We start from the raw sequence: 18,211 nt of genomic DNA, 5'->3' as shown, positions 1-18,211 counted from the left end.
TAACCCGGTTTCGAAGGATCCAAAGTTCTCGGTGAAGAAGGACTCTGCCGAGGCTGGCGCTAAGGCTGAGAACGGTGAGTGGAGCTCTGCTTACACCGTGACTGTCACTAATGATGGTGAGGTTGCGGGTACGTCGAAGGCCGTGACCGATACTCCTTCGGTACCAGAAGGCTTCAAGGTCACCGGCGCCAAGGTTGACGGTGAGACCGTCGAGCTGGTTGATGGTTCCTTCACGATTACGGATGGTGTGAAGCTCGCCGCTGGTAAGGACAAGGTGTTTGAGGTTGTTCTCTCTGGTACCTACGACGCAGCTTCTGTTGACTGGGTAGCGGTCGGCGAATGCGACATCACCGGTGAAGGCAACCCTGCGAAGGGTCTGTTCAACAAGGTGGCCATGGAAGATGATTACGATGGCCTTGAGAACAATGATGCTTGCAACCCGGTGTCGAAGGATCCAAAGTTCTCGGTGAAGAAGGACTCGGCTCAGGCTGGCGCTAAGGCTGAGAACGGTGAGTGGACCTCTGCTTACACCGTGACCGTCACTAACGATGGTGAGATCGCTGGTACGTCGAAGGCTGTCACCGATATTCCATCGGTTCCGGAAGGCTTCACGCTTGAGGGCGCGACCGTGGACGGCGAAGCTGTTGAGATCACTGACGGCACCTTTACGGTGACGGATGGTGTGAAGCTGGCTGCCGGTAAGGACAAGGTGTTTGAGGTTGTTCTCTCTGGTACCTACGACGCAGCTTCTGTTGACTGGGTCGCTGTTGGTGAGTGTGAGCTCGAGGGTGAAGGCAACCCTGCGAAGGGTCTGTTCAACAAGGTGGCCATGGAAGATGATTCCGATGGTCCTGAGAGCAACGACGCTTGCAACCCGGTGTCGAAGGATCCTGTCTTCAAGGTGAAGAAAGACTCCGCCGAAGCTGGTGCCACCGCAACCGAAGGTGAGTGGACCTCTGCTTACACCGTGACCGTCACCAATGACGGTGAGATCGCTGGTACGTCGAAGGCTGTGACCGATATTCCATCGGTTCCTGAGGGCTTCAAGCTTGAGGGCGCGACCGTGGACGGCGAAGCTGTTGAGATCACTGACGGCACCTTTACGGTGACGGATGGTGTGAAGCTGGCTGCCGGTAAGGACAAGGTGTTTGAGGTTGTTCTCTCTGGTACCTACGACGCAGCTTCTGTTGACTGGGTCGCTGTTGGTGAGTGTGAGCTCGAGGGTGAAGGCAACCCTGCGAAGGGTCTGTTCAACAAGGTGGCCATGGAAGATGATTCCGATGGCCTTGAGAACAATGATGCTTGCAACCCGGTGTCGAAGGATCCAAAGTTCTCGGTGAAGAAGGATTCTGCCGAGGCTGGCGCTAAGGCAGCTGATGGTGAGTGGACTTCCGCTTACACCGTCACCGTCACTAATGATGGCGAGGTCGCTGGTACGTCGAAGGCCGTGACTGACACCCCTTCGGTACCTGAGGGCTTCACTGTCACCGGTGCGACCGTTGATGGCGAAGCTGTTGAGATCACTGACGGCACCTTCACGGTGACTGATGGTGTGAAGCTGGCTGCCGGTAAGGACAAGGTCTTTGAGGTTGTTCTGTCGGGTACCTATGAGGCTGGTAAGGCTGACTGGGTCGCTGTCGGTGAATGTGATGTCACCGGTGAGGGCAACCCGGATAAGGGTCTGTTCAACAAGGTGACCATGGAAGACGATTCTGATGGTCCTGAGAACAACGACGCCTGCAACCCGGCCGGTAAGGACCCATCCTTTGCTGTAAAGAAGGATGCAGACACCACGTCTGTCGTGACTTCTGAAGGCAAGACCTGGAAGGCCACCTACACGGTGACCGTTTCGAACACCGGCGATATCGCTGGCACGTCGCAGGCTGTCACTGACACCCCATCCGTTCCGGAAGGCTTCACTGTCACCGGCGCCGAGGTCGACGGCAAGGCAGTTGAACTGGTCGATGGATCGTTCACCGTGACCGAGGGCGTGAAGCTCGCTGCTGGTAAGGCTAAGACCTTCACCGTGACCCTGACTGGCGATGTCGCCAAGTCCGGTGTTGACTGGGCCGCCGCAGCTGATTGTGAACTCGAGGGCGAAGGTAACCCTGCCAAGGGCCTGTTCAACAAGGTCTCCATGGAAGGTGACTCCGATGGCCCTGAGAACAACGACGCCTGTGTTCCAGCTGTCAAGGAAGGCGAGCCGATCTTCAAGGTCAAGAAGAACGCAGACACTAAGTCTGTCACCACGGCCGAAGGCAAGACGTGGCAGGCGGTGTACTCCGTGACGGTCTCCAACGCGGGCGACGCGGCCGGTACGTCGAAGGCTGTCATCGACACCCCGAGTGTTCCGGAAGGCTTCACCGTCACCGGCGCCAAGGTCGACGGCAAGGCAGTTGAACTGGTCGATGGAACGTTCACCGTGACCGACGGCGTCAAGCTCAAGGCTGGCAAGGCTAAGACCTACACCGTGACCCTGATCGGTGACGTCGCCAAGTCCGGTGTTGACTGGGCCGCCGCAGCTGAATGTGAACTCGAGGGCGAAGGTAACCCTGCCAAGGGCCTGTTCAACAACGTCACCATGGAGAACGACTCCGACGGCCCGGGCAACAACGACGCCTGTGTTCCAGTCGTTCCGCCTGCTCCACCAGAAGGTTCAGAAGAGCCAGAAGGACCAGGTGACCTGTCCAAGACCGGCGCTGACGTGCTCGGCATCATCGGTGCAGGGGCAGGGCTGCTGATGCTCGCAGGAGCCATGCTGGTGTGGCGCCGCCGCGCAACAGAGCACTAAGGCATGGCTGACGGAGTAAGTAAGCGGCTAAGCCGCTAACCCTCCCAAGGCGCGGGGTCAAAGATCAAAAAGATCTTTGACCCCGCACCCGTTTAAGCGCCACAGACACAGCGGAAGTGGCGCCTCCCAGTAGCCCAGCCACGTGGCAGCAGGTGAGCGAATGTGGTAGAAATAGAATGCTATTGCAAATGAGTCTCAATAGCGTTAGACGTATTCTCCTCATTAGAAAGCGCACAGTCATGCCGCCATTAGGGAACAAGGCGCTGGCGTCCAACGCCATGCCAGTTACCACCGCCGAGCCAGCCTTCAGCGCCAAGAAGCACGTGACCAAGGGCGTCAACGCCCGCCTCGCCGCCACCTCGGGTGTACTTGCCCTGCTGCTTGCGGGAGTCACGCCAGTGGCGGCCGCACACGCTGCAGATGCTCCAGACAACGCATCGGCGATCACCGCCACCACGGATAACGCAGTGGCAAATGACACTGCGGCAGCCCCAGCCGCCGACCACATGATCCTTGAAAAGGGTCACGTAGACGCGTTCAACGTCACCGCATCCAACGGCGCCCTCAAACTCAACCTGAAGGAAGACGTCACCGGATCTCATGTTCCGCGTGACCCTTCCAAGGTCGAACTGCACGTCAAAGACGCCGCCAAGCAGACCATCCCGGACGGCTGGCCAGGCGCCGGCCAGAGCTACTTCCTGCCTCAAACGCAAGACCACAACCTCCTCTGGCCAGGATGGGACACCCTCGGAACCCAGGGAGGCGGGGTCGAAAAGCACATCGACCTCGTGTTCACCGCAGTCAGCGGCCCTGGCAAGGTCTACCTCTTCGGCACTAACGGCTTCGGCCAGATGGAGCCACTATTGAAGAACGGCGCGACCGAGCTCAAAGCCGGAGCGGTGCGCGAACAAACCTACCCAGCTCACACCCACGCGAACTGGGCATTCACCAAGCCAGGTCTGTACAAGATCACCGTCAAAGCACGCGGCACCGCGAGCAAGTCCGGCGCCACTGTTGAGTCGGAAGAGCAGACCTACTACTTCACCGTGGGGTCGGCACACAAGGGAACGGCCTTCAAGAAGGCCGAACCGAAGCCACAGCCTGCACCAGAGAAGCCAGCGCCTCAGCCGGAAAAACCGGCTCCTGAGAAACCAAAGCCGGCGCCTCAGCCAGAGAAGCCCGCCCCGGAAAAGCCAGCTCCTGCGCCGGAGAAGCCAAAGCCTGCTCCGGAAAAGAAGAAGCCAGCACCGAAGAAGCCGGCACCCGCGCCAGCTCCGGAAAAGCAGAAGCCAGAGTCACAGAAGCCAGCTGCTCAGAAGCCGGCAGAAAAGCCAGCTGCCGAAAAGCCTGAAGCAGTAGCACCATCGAAGCCAGTCGCTCAAGGTGCCACAGGTCCAGCAGTAACCGCGCCTCAGGCGCCGGCTACCCCAGGCGCCGCTCAGTGCATGCCAGTCGAGGAAGTCCGCGAGGCGACCCAGCAGGAAATCGACGCAGCAAACTCGGGCGGGCAGCAGGGCAAGACTTCCGCAACCACCGGAAGCGCGACCAAGGGCGGAACCTCGGCGCTCGGCGCATCGGGCCTCTTGCCGATGTCGCAAGTCAACGGAAGCGCGACGGTTCCCGCTAACTCCCACGTGCACCCGAACTGGGTGTTCTCCAAGCCGGGCACCTACACGGTTCAGATCCGCCAGAGCGCAACACTCAAGAGCGGCGGCACCACTTCAGCTCGCGCAACCCTGCGCTTCAACGTAGGACCAGGCGCCACGGGTGCAACCAACGGCCACTTCGACCTCGGTTCGCAGCTCAACGGCAAGACCCTGAAGGCATCGCTCAAGGATGACCGTAAGCAGCCAGCGGCGTGGGTTGAGCCAAGCTCGATCACATTCGCACTCGGTGATGCGGCACGCGTCGCAGCACCAGCCGGCATCGAATTCGTTGCACCGAAAGGCTCCAACGTGTGGATGGTCCCATCCACCCAGATCCCAGGTGTCCCATGGATCGGCGCAAACACGATGCACCCGTCCCTCAAGGACACCACGGGCCCTGTGACGTGGACGCTCGAATCCGTGAGCGGCCCAGGTAACGTTGCGGTCTTCACCTCCGGCAACTTCGGTCAGATCGTTGGCCAGCGCTGGTTCAACTCGACCGCGAGTGCGGCAACGCCGGGCAAGCAGCCAGGCACACAGCCAGGTAACGGGTCGTCTACCCCTGGTTCCGCATCGGGCACTGAAGGCTCCAAGCCGACCGTGACCGTATCCGGCATCGCGAAAGACCAGAAGTCTGCTAAGAAAGGCCAGCTGTTCAAGAAGGGCGGCAAGGTCATGGTTGTGGACACCGTCGGCCGCACCGCTGACGGCAAGCCATGCGCCCTGCCTCAGGCTGGCGGCGGCTCGCTCGCACGCACCGGCGCGGACGTCGCACACGCCGGCGTAGTTGGCGGACTCCTCGCGGCAGTCGGTGCGGGAGCGTTCATGCTTCGCCGTCGCGCACGCAACGCGGAGTAATGCGTGAACCAACACCAAACGGATAACAGCCAGCAGGCCGCACCCGAGCCTGCACCTAAGCGGGGGCTCTCGCGGCGATCGTTCATCACGCTCGCCGTGGGAGCCGCCGCTGCGGCTGTTTTCCTCCCCGGAACAACAAGCCGCGGCCTCGAAAACGGGGGCCTGCGGATCGTAGCGACCACCGGGATCCTCGCAGACCTCGCCCGCAACGTCGTCGGGGAACACGCCCACGTCAGCGCGCTCGTCCCGGACGGCGCTGACCCGCACTCGTTCGAGCCGACCCCGCGAGCGATGCGCGACATCGCACTCGCGGACCTCGCGTTCTCGAACTACCTCATGCTGGAAGAGCAATCCATCATCCGCGCGATCGACGCGAACAAAGGCGCGGACGCAACCCACATCGCGCTCGCCGAGGAAGCCTCGGGGTACGGCGCGGAGATCATCCCGCTGGTGGAGTCCCGTTCGCTGGATGCCGTGTGGCTCGGACTGCGGGTCGCAACTACAAGCGCGGATGCCGGCACCAAGCTCGCTCCCGGAACCAAACGCGGAGACGCGACGCGGCTCGGGCTCGTTTCAGCCGACGGGCCGGGCACGGTATTCGCTTTCGTGACGGGAACGTTCGGCCGGCCGGAGAAGGTCTTCGACTCGTCGCTGCCGGAAAACTCGCGCGACAACATCACAAACCTCCCGCCGGGCGCACACACTCACATGTCGTGGGCGTTCACGGAACCGGGCGTCTACACGCTGCGGTTCCGTGCAACCCCTGCCGCCAGCGGAACGCTGGGTAACAAAAAGAGCGGGACGCTCGGCAACAAACAGGGCAGCAACCAAGCCGCCGACGCGTCGGGTGCGGTGACCTCGACGTTGCGGATCGCTGTTGGTGTGAGCCCCGACAAAGCTACCGCTGACATGCCGGCGGGGACCGCGGGGGCTAAGCCCCGCATCGTAAGCAAGGGGCATGCGGACATTACGGCGGACATCGTGAACCGTCGGCTCGTGATGCGCGTGGATGAGCCGAAGCCCGAGGACATTCCGCTGGAGAACACGGTGGTCCACGTGCCGCCGAAAGCGTTGCAGCCGATCCCGGCTGATCCGGCGTTCAGGTTCATCGGCCGCCCGGGAACTGACGTGTATCAGCTGCCGCAAGCGGTGCTCGGCAAGCATGTGCACGGCGAGATCGACCCTCACCTGTGGCATGACGTGACCAACGCGCAGGCCTACGTTGAGGTGATCCGCGACCAAGTGATCAAGAAAGACCCACGCAACGCATCCCGCTACCGCAGCAACGCGTCGGCATACATCAGCCGGCTCGACGAGGTGGACGATTACGTTGCCCGCTCGATCAAGTCCATCCCGCAGCGCAACCGGAACCTCGTGACGACGCACGAGGCGTACGGGTACCTCGCCAATCGGTACGGGCTGGATGTTGCGGGTTCGGTTTCGCCTTCGCCGGGGCAGGAGCCCTCGCTCGCGGAACGCCGGAGGCTCGCCGCGACCTTGCGCGATCTCAACGTCCCGTCAGTGTTCATCGAACAAACCGCGGGCACCACGGCGCAATCGTTGCGGGACGCCGCGAAGCTGGCTGGGGTGGGTGTCGCGCCGATCTGGGGTGACGCGTTCAGCCCTGGCGTCAACACGTACGAACTTTTGATGCGCGCCAACGCGGATTCGCTCGCGCGCTCGCTCGGCGGGAAGCCGCTGGGTGATCACGATGCGCCCGGCCGGTAGCCGCGGCGCCTCACCTACCGTTGGCCGGCGGTAACCGCTGGCGGCCGGCCCTACACACTGCTGAAATCTGGAACTGATAAGGACACTCACGATGCTGAAGTTACATACGCTCAAGCCTGCGGGCAGGTTGTCGGCTCTTTTGTTGACCGGCGCGCTCGCTTTCGTTCTCGCTGTTGCGGGGGCTTTCGTGGGCGTGTTCGGGCAGGCTTCGGTGGCGCACGCTGAACCGTCGGATGATCCGGCGCTCGAGCAGACGGTCGAATCGGATGAACGCACCGTCACGGGCGAGCCAGCTGTTATGGACGTGGGGCACGCTGACTTGGGGATGCGTCGCGTGGATGGCGAATGGGTTTTGCAGGTTCGTGATGACCGCACCTCGCCTGCGGTGTGGCGCAACCTTGAGGACGTTGTGATTCAGGTGCACGACGCCGGCAAGCAGCAGATCCCGGACAGCGGCTACGAATTCACCGGCGCTAAAGGCGGCGAGGAAGCCTGGGTTGTTCCGCAGGTTGAGGTCTCCGGTGTGGTGTGGCTGGGCTGGAACACCCAGGACCCTGAGCTCATCAAACACGCCGAGCGTGGTGTGACCATGAAGTTCAGCAAGGCCGAAGGCCCTGGTCAGCTCACTCTGTTCCTGCAGCCGGGCAACTTCGGTGACCCGCAGGTGCTGGTTGACAGCTCGAACCTCGCCGAACACAACAGCGTCTTTATCGAGAAGAACACGCACACTCACGCGAACTGGGTTTTCACGAAGGAAGGCCAGTACACGGCTGACCTTACGATGACCGCCGAGGATAGCGAAGGCAAGAAGGTATCGGCCTCTGCATCACTGGTGTTCGCGGTAGGTGACGCTACGGATACCGATGCGGCGCACGAGGCCGCGAAGAAAGCCAACAGCGGCGGTAAGGACGCGTCCGGTGATGAGGCTAGCAAGGGCGCGTCCGGCGATGAGGCCGGCGATGATGCTGCAGTGACTCCGGGCGGGAACGACAAGGCCGGCGATGACGACGCCGCATCGACTGAAGCGGGCGAGAACAAGCCGGCGGGCGCATCGTTGGCGTGGTGGCTGGCCGGCGGTGCGGCTGTGGTGATCGCGGTGGGCGTGGTTGTCGGCGTGGTGCTGCAGCGCAAGCGCCGCGAAACCGAAGAGGAAGTGTGGGGCAGCGGTGCTAACGAGTGAGAAGAAAGCGCTGAGTGCCCGCAAAACGCTGACGGATGAGCAGGCGTTGCGGGAACATCACGCGTTGCATCACGGCAACACGGTGCTCGAGGGTTGCGATGTGTGCGTCAACCTGGGGCAGCGGCCTGTTCTGGAGGGCGCCTCGATCAGCGCCGCCGCGGGGGAGATCCACGTTTTGTTGGGCCCGAATGGTGCCGGTAAGACGACGCTGATGCGTGCGTTGCAGGGGCTCGTCCCGTTGGCGGGCGGTTCCGTGAACCTCGATGGCCGTTTGGGTTACGTTCCGCAGCGGCACGATATCGACTGGACGTTCCCCGTGACGGCGGCCGATGTGGTGCGGCTTGGCTGGTGCGTTCGGTTTCGCGGTGGCGGCGGCTGGGTGTTTCGCACATGAAGCGGGTTGCTCACGCGTTGGAGCGGGTTTCGATGACGCACTTGCGTGACCGCCCGATCTCCGAGATGTCTGGTGGTCAGCGGCAGCGGGTCATGATCGCTCGCGCGCTGGTTTTGGAGCCGAGCGTACTGTTGCTGGACGAACCGTTCACAGGGCTGGACATGCCGACCCAAGAGGAGCTGTCCGCACTGTTCGTTGAGCTCGCGCGGCAAGGGGCGGCGATCGTGATGTCTACCCACGACCTCAGCCACGCCCTCACCATCGCGGACCGCGTGACGCTGCTGAACCGTACCGTGATCGCGGAAGGGCCGCCGCGTAGCCTCAACGATCCGAAGCTGTGGCAACGCACCTTCCAGGTCAGCGAAACCTCGCCGCTGCTAACGCAAGTTGGCGCGTTCACCGGCGCCGCCGCGTCGGACGGGACAGCGCGAGAGGTCACTGCGCGGGAGGGCAGCACACCGGTGCCGATGACCAAGTACAACGCAACAACCGCATCGGAGGGGGTGACGCATTCATGCTGACGCCGCTGGATTTTCTGCAGGATCTGTTCAACCCGCAGCTCGCGTTTCTGCCGAAGGCGCTGGTTGTTGCGACATTCTCCGCACTCGTGTGCGCGGTGGTGGGCACGCACGTGGTGTTGCGGGGGATGACGTTCATGGGGGACGCGATTTCGCACGCCGTTTTCCCTGGGCTCGCTGTGGCGTTCGTGTTGCAGGGTTCGCTGTTGTGGGGCGGGCTGATCGCCGGCGTGGTGACCGCTGTTTTGATCGCGGTGCTGAGCCAGAATGAGCGGCTGCGCTCGGATACGGTGATCGGTATTTTGATGGTCACGATGTTCGCGATCGGTATCGTGGTGATGTCGCGCGCGCCGGGCTATTCGGGCAGCCTCAGCACGTTCCTGTTCGGTTCGCTCACGGGTATCCCGGACTCCGCGCTGGTGACGACGGTGGTCGGGTCGGTTCTGATCCTTGGCGTGCTGGCTGTGTTCCACCGCGACCTGATGATGGTGGGACTGGACCGCGGTTACGCCGCGGCGATCGGCATGCGGGTCATGCTGCTGGACATCGTGTTGGCGGTTGTGGTGACGCTCGCGGTGGTGATGAGCGTTCAGACGATCGGTAACATCCTGGTGATCGCGCTGCTCGTGACGCCGGCGGCCGCGGCGCGGATGGTGTGCGACCGCATGGTTCCAATGATGCTCACGGCGGCCGGATTCGGTGTGCTGGGTGCGTTCGTGGGGATCTATGTTTCGTGGTCGCTGGATGTGCCGACGGGCGGCGCCGTGGTTCTCGTGTGTGCCCTGATCTTTGTATTGGCTTGGCTGTTCGGGCCGCGGCATGGTGTGTTTGCACGGCGTCAGGTGTTGGCGCGGCGGGCACCTCGATTGATTGCCGAGCGTTATCAATCCCAGCCAAATTGATATTTCAGCTCCTATTGATTGCTCCCTATTCTTAAAGAAGAGCAATCAAAGGAGGTGGCCGTGGACATTAAATCGTTGAGGTACTTCACGGCGGTCGCGGAAACCCTCCATTTCGGCGAGGCCGCAACGCGGCTCCACATCGCTCAGCCGGTGCTTTCGCAGACAATCTCCCGGCTTGAAAAAGAGCTCGGCACCACCCTGCTGAACCGCACCACGCGCAAGGTCGAACTCACCGAGGCGGGCGCGTACCTCAATCAGGAGGCCCGTCGCGTGCTCGCGGATGTCGATGCGATGGTCGATGGGGTGCGCAACATCGCTAACGGATCGGCCGGGATTATCCGCATCGGCTTCACCGGAACCACCGGTTTCGCTCAGCTCGCCCGCATCAAGCAGGCCGTGACCGAGGCCCTGCCGAACATCACGCTCGAAGTGCATACAGACCTGCTGACTCCGGCGCAGCTTGAACAGATCCACAACGGCCACCTCGACATGGGTATCCTGCGCGGCAACACAACGGACCCGGCGCTGGAAACGTATCCGCTCGGAACGGAACGCCTCGTGGCCGCGATGCCGGAAGGGCATCCGCTCGCCGCCCCGGACATCGACCCTGAGCTCAAAGACTTCGCGGGCGAAAACTTCATCGCTTTCGGCGATCCGCGTTCCAACGTCAACGCCCGCGGCGTGGCAAGCTGCCATGCCGCAGGCTTCACGCCGCACATCGCGCACACCGCACCGGGCACGGCGGGGCTGCTCGCGCTCGTCGCTGCGGGAGCCGGGATCGCGTTCATCCCCGAATCCGTGCAGGCGCTCCAGCCGCAAGGCGTGGTGTTCAAGACCGTGCCGGGAACCCTGCCAACCGACCTCGCGCTAGTAACCCGCGCCGGAACATCCAGCCCCGTGATCAAGCACGTCATTCAAGCGTTAGTCAGCACCGACGTCGTAAGCGACCGTGAAGCAGACGGTGTGGCGGCGGGCGACGCGGTGGGCGGCGACACTGCAGACGCAGACGCAACCAAGGTTTTGAACTCTTAACCAAACTTACGTAGGACTCACTGAAGGGAGATCGATGTGGCACAGACACGGTTCCATGAATCCGCGCTCGCCGCAGTAGAAGGCATCAAGGACGGTTCGACTGTTCTGATTGGCGGTTTCGGTATGGCGGGTATGCCCGTCACGCTGATTGACGCGCTGATTGGGCAGGGTGCGAGCGACCTCACGGTTGTATCGAACAACGCGGGTAACGGTTACACGGGGCTCGCGGCGCTGCTGCAGGCGGGGCGCGTGCGCAAGATGGTGTGCTCGTTCCCACGCCAGTCCGATTCCTACGTTTTCGATGAGCTGTACCGCGCGGGCAAGATCGAGCTTGAGGTGGTGCCGCAGGGCAACCTCGCCGAACGTATGCGTGCCGCTGGTGCGGGCATCGGCGCTTTCTTCTGCCCAACCAGCTACGGGACCCCGCTCGCGGAGGGCAAGGAAACCCGCGAGATTGACGGCCGTAACTATGTGCTGGAGTACCCGATCAAGGGCGATGTGGCGCTGATTCACGCGGAAACTGCGGACAAGATGGGCAACCTCGTGTACCGGAAGACGGCGCGGAACTTCGCGCCAGTCATGGCGACGGCAGCAGCCCGCACGATTGTTGAGGTCAACAACGTGGTTGAGGTGGGCGAGCTGGACCCAGAGAACATTGTGACCCCGAAGATTTACACCGACGACGTCCTCGACTTGTCGGCCCTGCCAAAGGAGGAGACCGCAGCATGAGCCAGGACAACGTGAAGAATGAAGCCGTAGGCGCTGGCGGTGTGGCCGGCGCTGGTGGCGCCGGAACGGTTGAGCACACCGACCGCGGCCCGCTCGAGAAGACCGAGATGGCGCAGATGGTGGCGCGGGACATCCCGGATCACTCGTTCGTGAACCTCGGCATTGGGCAGCCGACGCTGGTTGCCGACTACCTTGATGCTGATTCCGGCGTGACCCTGCATACGGAGAACGGGATGCTCGGCATGGGCCCGGCGGCTAAGGACGATGAGGTTGATGAGGAGCTCATCAACGCCGGCAAGATCCCGGTGACGGAGCTGCCGGGGGCGAGCTTCTTCCATCACGCGGATTCGTTCGCGATGATGCGCGGCGGCCACCTGGATGTGTGTGTTCTGGGGGCGTTCCAGGTTTCCGGTGGCGGCGACTTGGCGAACTGGTCCACGGGGGCCCCTGACGCGATCCCTGCGGTGGGTGGCGCTATGGACTTGGCGATCGGCGCGAAGGATGTGCTGGTCATGATGACGCTGTTCACCAAGGACGGCAAGCCGAAGCTGGTTCCGGAATGCACGTACCCGTTGACTGGTACGGGCTGTGTTTCCCGCGTGTACACGGACCGTGCGATCTTCGACCTGACCGACGACGGCGTGGTTGTTCTGGAGACGTTCGGGATGAGTTTCGACGAACTTCAGGAAGCCCTCGACATCGAACTCAAGCGAGCATAGTTAGCGCTCGATGGGCTAGCGATTGATTACTTAGCCCGAGAGGCGGCGGCGGGGCCGCTTGGTTGCGTACCAAGCCGGCCCCGTTGTTGTTGTTCGTATAGGATTCAGGATGTTGTGTTGTGAGTCACATGGGGGCTGCGCTGTTGACTGGGTCCCATTGCCAGAAATGAGTTGTCATGGGTGCGGTTAATCGCCGGTTGCGGTTGGCGAAAGCCTCGAACGCTACTGACGCGTTTTTCGTGCAGGCGTTCGGGCCGTGGATTGAGATTGTGGCGGTTGCCCTCCTCGCCGCGAGCGCGTGGCAGATGGGCCTACTGAATGCGCTGAGCATGGTGGCATTCATGATTCTGGGCATCCCCATCGGCGTTTTTGTTGACCGTTTCGAAGCGGTCCGCGTCTTGAAGCTCGCCCTCGTGGCGAAGGTTGCGCTCGCCGCAGTGCTTGTTGCGGTGGCGGCGAGCGGGCATCTAACCATCCCGTTCCTGCTGGCGTTCGCGACCGTCATGGGTATCGTGACGGTCGCGACGGAGACCGCGCAGGTGTCCACGGTTCCGGCCCTTACGGATCATGAGAGGCAGATCAGCCGGACGGTCGCGAATATCGCTACGTGGGACCGGATCGCTTCACTTGTTGCACCGGTCGCTGTCGCATACGGCGTCACGATGTTGGGCGCTAACTGGACGCTGCTCGCCGCTGTAGGTTTCGCGGTGCTCGCGATGGTCCTCGCGTTGTTCATCGCGCGGCCGCGCGCGACGCAGGCAGGGGTGGAGTCGGGTGATGGCGGCGCGGAAGCCGACGCGGATGCCGAGGCCGAGGCCGAGCCGACCGCCGGGCAGGTACCCGCGAAGCAGTCGTTTTGGGAGCAGGTCAAGGATGGCTGGGCGGTTTTGGTCGCTGACCGTCAGTTGGCGGGTATGACGTGGCTTTCGGCGTTCACTAACGCTGGCTTGTCGATGGGTGCCGCGGTTGAATCGATTCTGGTCATTCAAACTTTGGATTTGGGTGTCGAGTTTTACGGCATTCTTGGTTCCTTGGCGGCTGTTTCGGGGGTTGCGGCATCGTTCGTCTCGGGCCGTATTGCTGATGCAGTTCCGGTCAGGAAACTGTACGTGTGGGGCGGTATGGGGCAGTGTGTTGCCGCGTCCTTGCCGCTGTTCGCGTTCGCGGCGCCGCAAGCGGCCGTGGTGTTGCTGATTATTCACACGATGGCGTGGGGCCTCATCTTGACCATCACGAACGTGGCCTCGCAGATCTATGCCGCGACCACCGTCGAACAGCGCTTGCTTGGCCGTATTTCTGCGTTCCGCCGCACACTCACGAGGGGTTTGGTTCCGATCGGCAGCATTGTCGGGGGTGTCCTGGGTACGGTTGCCGGGCTGTGGTTGCCGCTGCTTTTGTGGCCGGTTTTCACGCTGTTCGGTGTGCTGATCTACATGGCGTTGGATCGACGCCGCGGCCCGGACACGACCTAGAACCCCTTATAACCAACGACGCCGGGGCCGGCTTGGTACGTAACCAAGCCGGCCCCGGCGTCGATATGTCGGTAGCGCCGTTCTAGCGCCCGCGATGCAGCGGCAGCCGCCGCGCCGATTTCTACAATTTTGATGCCGAAGGTTAAACCCGGCGGTTATTTCTACAATTTCTGTGCCGAAAGTTAACTGAGTTATTTGTGGACGGGGCGGATCGCCAGGTTTTCGATCATCGCCTCCGGCGTCGCATCCACCGCGAGCCGCACCGTCGCCGCAACCGACTCCGGACGGATATACAGGGAGCCGTCGTAGTCGTGGTTACCGTAGGACGCCTGCAACTCCATCTGCATGTCCGTATCCACGCGGCCCGGGTGGATCGAGGTGACCCGCACACCGCCGCGTTCCTCCTCCCGCAACGCATCCGAGAACGCACGCAGCGCGAACTTCGAACCCGAATACACCGCAGACCCCACGCCGGAGAAATATCCGGAACCGGAGTTAATCGTCACAACCTGACCACCCGCAGCACGCAACGCCGGCAGCAACAGGCGCGTCAGCTCCGCGACCGCGAAAACATTCACGGAGAACACCCGCTCATACACATCCCACGGGGTCTCCGCGACGGTCTCGCCGTCAGCTACACCCGCCGAATGCACCAGGACATCCAACCGCGCATTGGAGCTGGACTCGCCACTCAACCCGGCATCCGCAACCGCGCGAGCAATCGCGTCTTTATCAGTCAGTTCAGCGATGAACGGACGGGCGCCCGGGAACTCGGCCAGCACATCGGCCAGCGAAGTCTCGCTCGAGGCACCCAAAATCAGCTCGTGCGTCGAGGAGAGCTCGCGAGCAATCGCCAACCCGATGCCACGCGAAGCACCCGTGATCAACGCAACCGGCTTGTCGGAATCATGTGAAGTAGTCATGCAACCAACGTAGCAACGCCACCGCTATGGTGTGAACCGGTAACCCATCCCCAGTTCCGTCAAGAAATATTGCGGTTGCGACGGGTCAGTCTCGAGCTTGTGCCGTATCTGCGACATATACACCCGCAGATACGACGAAGACCTTTCATAGCCCGGCCCCCATACAGCACCGAGCAGTTCTTTATGGGTCACAAGTTGGTCCCGATGGCGCGCCAAGTGGGCGATGATCTTCCATTCCTGCGGGGTGAGTTTGATGCGCTCGCCGTTGACGCTCACGATGGACTTGGCGAGGTCGATGTCGATGCGGCCGTCGCTGGTCTGGATGTTCGGTGTGTCGGCGGAGTCGTGGTGCGTGCGGCGCAGCGCTGCTCGAATCCGAGCGAGGACCTCGCCGAGCGCAAAAGGTTTGGTGACGTAGTCGTCGGCGCCGCGGTCTAGCGCTTCGATTTTCGATTCGATTTCGTGGCGGGCCGTGATCACGATGATGGGGACTTCCGACCATCCTCGGATCCCGTCGATGACTGTCAGGCCGTCGATATCGGGCAGCCCAAGATCTAGCAGGACGCAGTCGATGTCGCCGCGGGATGCCGCTTCGAGCGCGCCCGCGCCGGTGGATTGGTGGAACGCTGTATAGCCGCGAGCCGTCAGGTTAATCATGAGGGCACGGCCGATTGACGGGTCATCTTCGACGACCAGTATGGTGCTCATTTCTCCTCCTGCTTGGGCTCGCTATGTTGAGGTTGGTTTTCTTGCTGCTGGCTGGCGGGGTTTAGTGGCAGCGTCAACACCATGGTGAGGCCACCTCCAAGTGTGTCTTCGGGGTGGAGCCGAGCGCCGAGCGCATCAGCGAGGCCTTTCGCGACGGCTGCTCCGAGCCCTACACCTCCAGGACCTGAGTCTGCCATGTGTGAGAACGGCGTGAACATGGCGGCTTTCGCTTCGTCGCTCAGGCCGCGTCCCTTGTCAGCGACGCGCACTTCAACGCTGTCATCAGCGGGTATCCATGCCGCGTCAAGCTGCACGGGGGCCTTCGAGTGTTTCTGTGCGTTGTGGAGCAGGTTCGCGAGGACCCTCTCTACGAGGCCGGGGTCTGTCGTAACGGGAGGTATGTCGCCGGGGATGGTGATCTGCAGGTCGGCTGGGATGGTGTCTGGCTCCATGTTGGTGAGGGTGCTGTCCACGATGGCCGCGACGTCGATGCTACGCATGCTGACGGTGAGCGTTCCGGTGTGGATGCGGCTCATCTGGAGCAGGTCGGTCACGATGTGGTCTAGCCTGTCCGCTGAGTCTTCGATGTTTTTCAGTAGCTCTTGTTGGAGGTCGCGGGGGAGCTCGACGTCGGTCATCCGCATGCCTGATACTGCGGTTTTGATGCTGGCTAGCGGTGTGCGTAGGTCGTGGGATACGGCCGTGAGCAGGGTTGTGCGCACTGAGTTCGCGGCTTGGAGGCGTTGCGCTTCGATGCGGGCTTGCCTGAGTTGGCGTTGACGGGCAAGGGTCAGGACGCGGCCCGCGTACGCGTCGAGTAACTGGTGTTCTGATGCGGAGAATGGGCGGGCAGCGATGGTGAGGCGACTTTCGTCGTCAATTTGGAACACTTCGGTTTCTGCGCCGGGATCTATATCGCCGGCCATGTACTGATCAGCCCACGTGCCGTCCGCCTCGCGCTCCTGCAGCGTCGCGAAAGGGATCTGGTAGGTTTCCACGATCGTGTTGAGGAGCGCGGCTATGTTGGTGCCTTCCCGCACAACGGATCCGGCGAGTTCGGACATTAAAAGTGCGTGCGAGTTCGCGGCCCGCGCTTCTGCTGTGTTGCGTGCCGCTGCATCCACGACTCGGGCAACACCGGCCGCTACCAACACGAATATGGTGAGCGAGGCGATGTTTTCTGGGGCCGCGATTGTGAGGGTTCCTATGGGCTGAATGAAGGAAAAGTTGAGGAGGAGCGAGCCGAACAGCGCGGTGAAGAGGGCGGGCCACCATCCGCCGATCAGCGCGACAGCGACTTCCGCTGCGAGGAAGCTCAAGATGTTGACTGACAGGAAGCGGTCCTGGTCTTCGAGTGCGTTGAACAGCGCGGTCAAACCCAGCGGTAGGGTGACGGCGAGAACCCAGCCGATGATGGTGCGTGAGCCGGCCAGCGCTGACTGTGTGCTCCTGTGGAAAGGGAACCGTGAGGTTTGTGCTTGGTTCCCGACGATGTGGATGTCGATGTCGCTGGCGCCTGCGATGATGCGTCCGGCAACACCTGGGCCGAGGACCCGCAAGTACCACGGGGAGCGTGATGCACCGAGGACGAGCTGCGCCGCGTTGGAGCTGCGGGCGAAGTTCAGCAGGGTTTCGGCGGGGTTATCGCCGGTGAGCGTGTGCCAGGTCCCGCCGAACGATTCGGTGAGGGTTTTCAGCTCGGCAAGCGTGTGAGTGGCGGATTCTGAGGCGGTGCGGCCGTCTTGGCTGATGACGTGAACCACCATGAGTTCGCGGCCAGCGGCCCTGCCGACAATCCGAGTTCCGCGGCGGATGAGTGCCGCTGATTCTGGCCCGCCTGTCACAGCAACCATGACGCGTTCACGAGTTGGCCAGGCTTCCGTGATGTTTTCTTGCTGTCGGTATGCCTCAAGGCCGGCATCGACCTGGTCCGCCATCCACAGCAACGCGAGTTCACGCAGTGCGGTGAGGTTACCGAGCCGGAAGTACTTCGCCAACGCGGTATCGACCTTGTCGGGCTGGTAGATCTGGCCGCGATGCAACCGAACCCGCAGCGCGGCGGGGGAGAGGTCGACGAGCTCGATCTCATCGGCTTGGCGCAACACGTGGTCCGGGATGGTTTCACGCTGCCGCACCCCTGTGATCTCATACACAACGTCAGAGAGCGACTCGAGGTGCTGAATATTCACAGTGGAGATCACATCGATCCCGGCTTGTTGCAGCCGGTGCACGTCTTCCCACCGTTTCCGAACAGGCCCAGCTTCAGTCACAACGGAATGAGCGAGCTCATCGACGAGCACCACATCGGGGTCTTCGCTGATGATCCCGTCTACATCGATCTCTTGGTACGTGTGCCCGCGGTAGGTCACGTGACGGGGCGTCGCCTTAGGGATGTCTTGACTGATCCGCACGGTGTCAGCGCGGCCGTGAGTTTCGATCGCGGCCGCCAGCACATGCACGTTTTGGGCGAGCATCCCGTGGGCTTCTTCGAGCATCGCATAGGTTTTACCCACGCCGGGGGCAGCACCTAGGTAGACCTTGAGGGTACCTTTCGCGGTTTTCCGGTCCGCGAGTTCATGCTCCCGGTTCGAAGGTTGGTCGCTCATGGGAC

Annotated in this window: 14 protein-coding genes; 11 read left to right on the top strand and 3 right to left on the bottom strand. The window is 62.2% G+C overall.

The window, feature by feature from the left end; genetic code table 11:
• The 11 genes from CAY35_RS09740 to CAY35_RS08690 form a co-directional block, all read left to right on the top strand.
• On the top strand, positions 1-2,791 hold a 2,791-nt coding region (locus CAY35_RS09740; RefSeq protein ID WP_219930472.1), incomplete at its 5' end, for a DUF11 domain-containing protein.
• A 278-nt stretch (positions 2,792-3,069) separates the two neighbouring features.
• Positions 3,070-5,295, top strand: a complete 2,226-nt coding sequence (locus tag CAY35_RS08730; protein ID WP_181377548.1) for a choice-of-anchor M domain-containing protein — start codon at positions 3,070-3,072, stop codon at positions 5,293-5,295.
• Between the two features lie 3 nt (positions 5,296-5,298).
• On the top strand, positions 5,299-7,023 hold the full coding sequence (locus tag CAY35_RS08725; protein ID WP_109304231.1) for an anchored repeat ABC transporter, substrate-binding protein: 1,725 nt from the start codon (positions 5,299-5,301) through the stop codon (positions 7,021-7,023).
• Between the two features lie 91 nt (positions 7,024-7,114).
• Positions 7,115-8,203 carry a choice-of-anchor M domain-containing protein gene (locus CAY35_RS08720; RefSeq protein WP_109304230.1) on the top strand — a complete coding sequence of 363 codons (1,089 nt, stop codon included), beginning with the start codon at positions 7,115-7,117 and terminating at the stop codon, positions 8,201-8,203.
• Positions 8,190-8,597 (top strand): ATP-binding cassette domain-containing protein, encoded by a 408-nt coding sequence (locus CAY35_RS09895; RefSeq protein ID WP_258265722.1) that lies wholly within the window; start codon positions 8,190-8,192, stop codon positions 8,595-8,597. Before CAY35_RS08720 ends, CAY35_RS09895 begins: the two co-directional genes overlap by 14 nt.
• Positions 8,594-9,118 carry an ATP-binding cassette domain-containing protein gene (locus CAY35_RS09890; protein WP_258265721.1) on the top strand — a complete coding sequence of 175 codons (525 nt, stop codon included), beginning with the start codon at positions 8,594-8,596 and terminating at the stop codon, positions 9,116-9,118. Before CAY35_RS09895 ends, CAY35_RS09890 begins: the two co-directional genes overlap by 4 nt.
• Positions 9,112-10,017 carry an anchored repeat-type ABC transporter permease subunit gene (locus CAY35_RS08710; protein ID WP_109304229.1) on the top strand — a complete coding sequence of 302 codons (906 nt, stop codon included), beginning with the start codon at positions 9,112-9,114 and terminating at the stop codon, positions 10,015-10,017. Before CAY35_RS09890 ends, CAY35_RS08710 begins: the two co-directional genes overlap by 7 nt.
• 60 nt (positions 10,018-10,077) lie before the next feature.
• Positions 10,078-11,049, top strand: a complete 972-nt coding sequence (locus CAY35_RS08705; protein ID WP_181377547.1) for a LysR substrate-binding domain-containing protein — start codon at positions 10,078-10,080, stop codon at positions 11,047-11,049.
• Between the two features lie 36 nt (positions 11,050-11,085).
• The gene (locus CAY35_RS08700) at positions 11,086-11,778 is read left to right on the top strand and encodes a 3-oxoacid CoA-transferase subunit A (RefSeq protein WP_109304227.1); all 693 of its coding nucleotides are present in this window, start codon (positions 11,086-11,088) and stop codon (positions 11,776-11,778) included.
• 107 nt (positions 11,779-11,885) lie between these two features.
• Positions 11,886-12,497, top strand: coding sequence for a 3-oxoacid CoA-transferase subunit B (locus CAY35_RS08695; protein ID WP_258265725.1), 612 nt, complete (start codon positions 11,886-11,888; stop codon positions 12,495-12,497).
• Between the two features lie 176 nt (positions 12,498-12,673).
• Positions 12,674-13,969 carry an MFS transporter gene (locus CAY35_RS08690; RefSeq protein WP_109304225.1) on the top strand — a complete coding sequence of 432 codons (1,296 nt, stop codon included), beginning with the start codon at positions 12,674-12,676 and terminating at the stop codon, positions 13,967-13,969.
• A 191-nt stretch (positions 13,970-14,160) separates the two neighbouring features.
• Here the strand turns inward: CAY35_RS08690 and CAY35_RS08685 are convergent, their stop codons facing one another.
• From CAY35_RS08685 to CAY35_RS08675, 3 genes are read right to left on the bottom strand one after another with little or no spacing between them, the layout of a single operon-like run.
• Entirely contained in the window at positions 14,161-14,892 is a 732-nt protein-coding gene (locus CAY35_RS08685) for an SDR family oxidoreductase (protein ID WP_109304224.1), read from the bottom strand.
• Between the two features lie 24 nt (positions 14,893-14,916).
• Positions 14,917-15,600, bottom strand: a complete 684-nt coding sequence (locus CAY35_RS08680) for a response regulator (protein WP_109304223.1) — start codon at positions 15,598-15,600, stop codon at positions 14,917-14,919.
• Positions 15,597-18,206, bottom strand: coding sequence for a DUF4118 domain-containing protein (locus CAY35_RS08675; protein WP_109304222.1), 2,610 nt, complete (start codon positions 18,204-18,206; stop codon positions 15,597-15,599). The genes CAY35_RS08680 and CAY35_RS08675 overlap by 4 nt, the downstream gene beginning before the upstream one ends.
• Positions 18,207-18,211: the final 5 nt, after the last annotated feature.

The sequence above is a fragment of the Pseudoglutamicibacter cumminsii genome, assembly GCF_003143995.1.
In the GTDB taxonomy this organism is placed as follows: Bacteria; Actinomycetota; Actinomycetes; order Actinomycetales; family Micrococcaceae; genus Pseudoglutamicibacter; species Pseudoglutamicibacter cumminsii_B.
This window is presented reverse-complemented; position numbering and strand designations above follow the sequence as displayed.